This window comes from Faecalibacterium sp. An192 (genome assembly GCF_002160175.1).
GTDB lineage: Bacteria > Bacillota > Clostridia > Oscillospirales > Ruminococcaceae > Faecalibacterium.
In genome coordinates, this window is the sequence record NZ_NFKB01000095.1 from 1 (window position 1) to 4,837 (window position 4,837).

At 52.9% G+C, this 4,837-nt stretch carries 6 protein-coding genes; all 6 read left to right on the forward strand.

Annotation, left to right across the window (positions count from 1 at the left end; all coding sequences use genetic code 11):
- Nucleotides 1–210 (forward strand): hypothetical protein (locus tag B5F27_RS17045; protein WP_206423020.1); only part of this gene is annotated, 210 nt, incomplete at its 5' end.
- A 110-nt stretch (nt 211–320) separates the two neighbouring features.
- Nucleotides 321–1,022 carry a hypothetical protein gene (locus B5F27_RS15680; RefSeq protein WP_087368994.1) on the forward strand — a complete coding sequence of 234 codons (702 nt, stop codon included), beginning with the start codon at nt 321–323 and terminating at the stop codon, nt 1,020–1,022.
- A 14-nt stretch (nt 1,023–1,036) separates the two neighbouring features.
- Nucleotides 1,037–1,312 (forward strand): hypothetical protein, encoded by a 276-nt coding sequence (locus tag B5F27_RS15685; protein ID WP_227898881.1) that lies wholly within the window; start codon nt 1,037–1,039, stop codon nt 1,310–1,312.
- Between the two features lie 13 nt (nt 1,313–1,325).
- Complete coding sequence (locus B5F27_RS15690; protein WP_087368995.1) at nt 1,326–2,309, forward strand: hypothetical protein; 984 nt, start codon at nt 1,326–1,328, stop codon at nt 2,307–2,309.
- Nucleotides 2,310–2,327: 18 nt separating this feature from the next.
- On the forward strand, nt 2,328–2,813 hold the full coding sequence (locus B5F27_RS15695; protein ID WP_087368996.1) for a hypothetical protein: 486 nt from the start codon (nt 2,328–2,330) through the stop codon (nt 2,811–2,813).
- A gap of 43 nt (nt 2,814–2,856) precedes the next feature.
- Nucleotides 2,857–4,746, forward strand: a complete 1,890-nt coding sequence (locus B5F27_RS15700) for a hypothetical protein (RefSeq protein ID WP_242962222.1) — start codon at nt 2,857–2,859, stop codon at nt 4,744–4,746.
- Nucleotides 4,747–4,837 lie beyond the last annotated feature (91 nt).

Consider the following 4,837-nt stretch of genomic DNA (forward strand, 5'->3'; position numbering starts at 1 on the left):
ACTTGGACCTTGCTTTATACCAGGCGTTTGCTGCCGTTACTTCTTCGGACTGTCGTAACTGGTTTGCTTGTGCCGGTTATTGTTGATATTTTATGGGGTTGCTCTAAATATCGTGCGGAACAACCGAAAAGTTCTGCGGTATCTGGAAGAACACCACATCAACACGGAGTTGTATGGAGAAATCGTCCTTCACTACACCCCTCTCAGTAAACCACAGCTTGAATCATTATCTTCCGTGACTCTCAGGCTGTTTTTCGGTGAACTGCTTTTTCAGGCGGAAACAGAAGTGTCGTTGGCAGAAATCATGCGAGGGGATAACTATGGTTAAAATTCATCGTATTTGGTTCAATACGGAGAGAACGGACAGCGAGGATCACTACAAAATCACATTATTCAGTCGCCCTCGTGTATCTATTCATGTGGATGAGTACATTTGGAGTTTCATCGAAGAAAACATTGTGAAGCCACACAAGCTTATGCGTAGTGAGAAGCATGAGTATCTGTTGGACATTGCGTTTGGCCAATTTGACCCGGCAAAACACCGATATTTTCCGCTTTCCTCATACAACGGCTTGCTTCGGGAAGGGGTCGAGATGGACAGCGCCAACAGAAGCTATTTCCGCGAGGACTTTGCAGGCGGTAAAGATCGGACTACCTGGTTCTCTCCCAATAAAATATGGACAAACTGCGGCGACAAGGTTCTGAATGTGGACATCAAAGCTGCCAATGTGAGCGAGAATATTACCCCCAGAGAATACGCAGATTTGCTTTTCGACGGAATTGGAGCGGCCTTAGTGTTCAATTTCAAAAGGCTCAAGCGCGAGGAGTTTGATGGGCTGAAGCCCAAGATTGACTGGAGCATCGTAGAAAGCTTCCCCTTTCCCGCCCCCTTTGAGGAACAGCGGTACATTGGGGATGAAGGCGAAATTCATGTGTATTCTTGGGATGGCCGAAAGGAAACGACCCTTGTTGGTCCCTATTCCGTGCGGAAGTTGTACCTGGAGCATTTCGGAGAATCGTGAGGAGGAATTTTGCCGTGCAAGTCTGGTCAAAGATAGATTTTGACACTGGAAAGGTCATTTTTCTGGATGCCACGCGAAAAGAAGATATGCTGCAAGTGGAATATCCGAACTGCTTTCTGCTGGATATGGGCTGGTATCAGGACAGATACATCATTTCTGTCATTCATAACTTCGATTGGGCGAATCCAGTCCAGCAGTATGAAACGACAGAAACAAATCAGCTTCCCAAGCTGTTGACGGAGGCGGTTCGCCTTGTGGAAAAGGAATCACAGTCTGCCGGAGCAAATTGAAAGAGGTCTTGTTATGAACGAGAATTTATTTCGCCCACAATTTGACCAATTGAAACTGTCCGATAAACTCCGGCTGATGCAGGCTCTGGCGGCTCGTTATCATTTGACATTCAAGGAACTGTATGCCTTTTCCCGCTGGGGGCAGAGCTGCACCACTGGCGTCTTTGAAAAGGCGGGCCGGGAGTTTGTCTTTGTCCCAGGCGATACCGTCACGCTTGGTTGGGAGGGCTTTGCCCAAGGGATGGACAAGGCCAACCAGGAGGAACTGGCGGAATTTTTTGCGGAAATCGAATATGAAGGCACCGCGGAGAAATTCCTCCAGCAAAGTATGGCCCCGGTACACCAGATGACCATCGGCCCCATGCTGGTGGGCCGCAAGCTGGAGGAAATCGGCTGGGAAAGCGTCCCCATGAACGACCCTCGCATCACCGCCCACCCGGACTGGCTAGATGCTTTGCAGAAGTTGGCGAGCCGGGACGGCCAGAGCCTTGAGATCCATGAAACTGTCCGCTTTGAACGCAATGGCGATGGCTGGCAGGCGTGGCTGTGCCATCCGGTGAGCTATCCAAAGTTTCTGCTGTCCCTGGCATGGGACCTGGCAGCCACCCTCCCCACGCCGGATGAGTGGGCCTATCTGGCTGGGGGCGGATGCCGCACCCTGTTCCCCTGGGGGGATGGGCTGGATTACTCTATGCATCTGCACCACTTTGAAAGCGAGGAAGATCAGGGCAAGCCATACGACATGGAGCAGCCCAACTTCTTCGGCGTGTCCATCGCTTACGATCCCTACAAGCGGGAGCTGGTGGACGGGAAAACTTTGACCACCTGCGGCGGTGACGGCGGCTGCAATATCTGCGGTGGCATGGGTCCTTTGCTTGGATATTTGCCCTGTTCTCCTCACTGTAGGCCGGAGGTTCGGGAAAACAACGAGATCCACAATGACTATGATTTTTTCCGCCCGGTGATCCGGGTGGATCGGGAAATAAAATTTCAATGAAACCAGGAGGATACAACCATGGGATTTTTCAGCAAACTGTTTCAAGGCCCACAGCCTGACATGGAAAAAAGCAATGCGAACCGGCAGAAGATCCGCGAATTATTTGATCAGACGGTGGAAAACGGCAGCTCTTACCGGCTCATTGTGGGCTACACCGAAGATGTGAGCCGCTTCAATTATGGCTTTGTCCACGGCAGCAAAACCAAAATCGGCAACCTCATTGTAGGGTGGAACCAGGATACTCAGACCATTGTGGTTCTCCCCACCGTGCCGGATCTTTCCGGCTGCGGAGGCCCCGTCTGTTACCGCCGGGATGAAATTCACAAGGCATACCGCAACAAGTACCCCACCGACGCCTTTGTCATTTATCCCGACCGCAGCAGCTATATTGCTATCAATGCCTATGAGTGGCTGGACGACGAAAGCCTCTATATCTATCTGGAGCAGAAGGAAGAGCTGGAAGCATTCACGGCCTTCTTTGTGAATCAGTTTGCCAAAAAGTAAGGCCGACACTTAGAAAAAGTCGATGCTGAAAAGGAGATTTTGTATGGAACTGCTGAAACAATGCCAGCTGTGGTTCGAACAGAATGAAGTTCAGAGGATCATTGACACCCTGGAAGCCCTCCCCGCCGGAGAGCGCACACCGGAACTGGACAGTGAACTGGCCAAGGCCTACATTTCCATTGCCGAAATCGGTGCGGCAGGACGCCCCCTCTACCAAAAAGCCCTGGACCTGCTCCAGCCCCACGAGGAGGAACTGGGTGAGGACCACTGCTGGAATTACCGGATTGCTTCGTCCTATTACTATCTGGATGAGGAAGGCCCCGCCCTGCGTTACTTTGAGCGGGCTCTGAAAGCCCGCCCCGGCGATCAGGACACCCAGCAGTATATCGACGCCTGCCGCCACTATTTGGCCCTGCCCCGGTTTGATAAAAACTTCCGGGAGCGGACCCAGGAGGCCTGGGCCGCTTTTGCCCAGATTGAGGCCGAGCTGCGGCAAATTATGGATACTGACGAAACGCACCAGCGCGGCGAAGAACTGATTGAAAAATGCGGAAACGCACTTAAGACCGCTCTGTGTGATACTGCCTTTGAGCTAGGTTTCAATGGCGAAAAGTATGAATTGATCCTCAGTCCAGAAGGCCTTCGCTCCCGCCTGTTCCCGTTGGTGCACTTCCAGCAGCAGGCACCAGCATCGGTGCTGGAGCACTGGGAAATCCGGGTGGGTCGCCAGCTCTGTGAGGGTTTTATCCTGCGGGCCGGGGACCTCGAAATCCGGGCCGAGGATGTCCAGATGTGGGTGGAGCCCACCGACCATCAGCAGGTGAACCTGGCTCTTTCCTGTGAGAAGCTGAAGGGCCTTTTGAAGGAGGATGCCGACCGGGTGTGGTGGGCGCTCTCTATGCTAGTGGATCAAACCATCGGAGAAGTTTCCGCTATCGCCTCTGTTGCTGGGTTTGATGTTTATGCTCAGCCGAAAGATGAACCGGCCAAGCTACTTTCCGAACTGCCGGAGCTGCTGCAATCCATGGGCTTTACCCTCTGGCGGGACGGCAGCGACTATCTGGAAAACAGTTATCTTGCTTATGAGCTGGAACCGGTGCAGGACCCCGATGCCGACTGGCGGATGGATGTCTATACTGGAAGCTGCCGGCTGCCGGTGCTTATCAACGACTATATGTCCGCCCGCAGTGATGTGATGGACGAATATCATCGGGACGGCATCGCGGCAGGATTCCTCTGCTATCCCCTGTCCGATTTTACCGGTGAAGAGCGAATCAAAACCATTCTGGAGTTCCGAGATGACCTGCGGGATGCTATTCTGCGGGAGGCGGGAGAGGAAACCGTGACCTTCCTGGGTGGCGCTACCGGGCTGTATTACGGTTATCTGGATTTCATCGCCTGGGATCTGCCCGCTGTACTGACAGCGGCGCAGGCGTTCTTTGAAGAAAGCGGTCTGCCCTATGCCCACTTCCACACCTTCCGGCGGGATGTAGGCGGTGTGCCCCTGCTGGACGAGGAAGAACCGGAGCCGGAGATCCATGAGGACACGGGGTCTCTCCTCTCAGCGGAAGATATTGAAACCCTGGCCTCCTTTGACGATGGGGTTTCCGGCTACTTCTGGAGAATGCTCCAATGGCTGGAGGATTTCATCAAAAATGGTGTAGGAGAAGGAAGATTCAGCGAAAAGCAGGCCCATCAGGATTTGCAGATTGCCCTCTGGTACGCCTTCGCCTGCAACAATCTGGATGACTATATCCATTATTACCAGGCGGCAGAGTGGATGAAGGATTCGGAGAAAAACGCCGCAGGCTGCGGTACCTGGTACTACCGGTATTCTGTGGCGCTGATGTACTGCGGCAGACTGGAAGAAGCACTGGAATATGCGGAGCGGGGCACCCAGGAGGAGCCGTGCTACCCTGAACTGAACCAGTAAAAACGGACAATAGACAAAACGCCCCCTGTGTAGGAAAATAAACCTATACAGGGGGTGTTCGTATGTCCAGACAAAAATACACACATATCCA

Excerpts from the sequence above, each read along its gene's own strand:
- B5F27_RS15690 (WP_087368995.1), top strand. The coding sequence starts at position 1,326 with ATGAACGAGAATTTATTTCGCCCACAATTTGACCAATTGAAACTGTCC.
- B5F27_RS15695 (WP_087368996.1), top strand. The coding sequence starts at position 2,328 with ATGGGATTTTTCAGCAAACTGTTTCAAGGCCCACAGCCTGACATGGAA.
- B5F27_RS15680 (WP_087368994.1), top strand. The coding sequence starts at position 321 with ATGGTTAAAATTCATCGTATTTGGTTCAATACGGAGAGAACGGACAGC.
- B5F27_RS15700 (WP_242962222.1), top strand. The coding sequence starts at position 2,857 with ATGGAACTGCTGAAACAATGCCAGCTGTGGTTCGAACAGAATGAAGTT.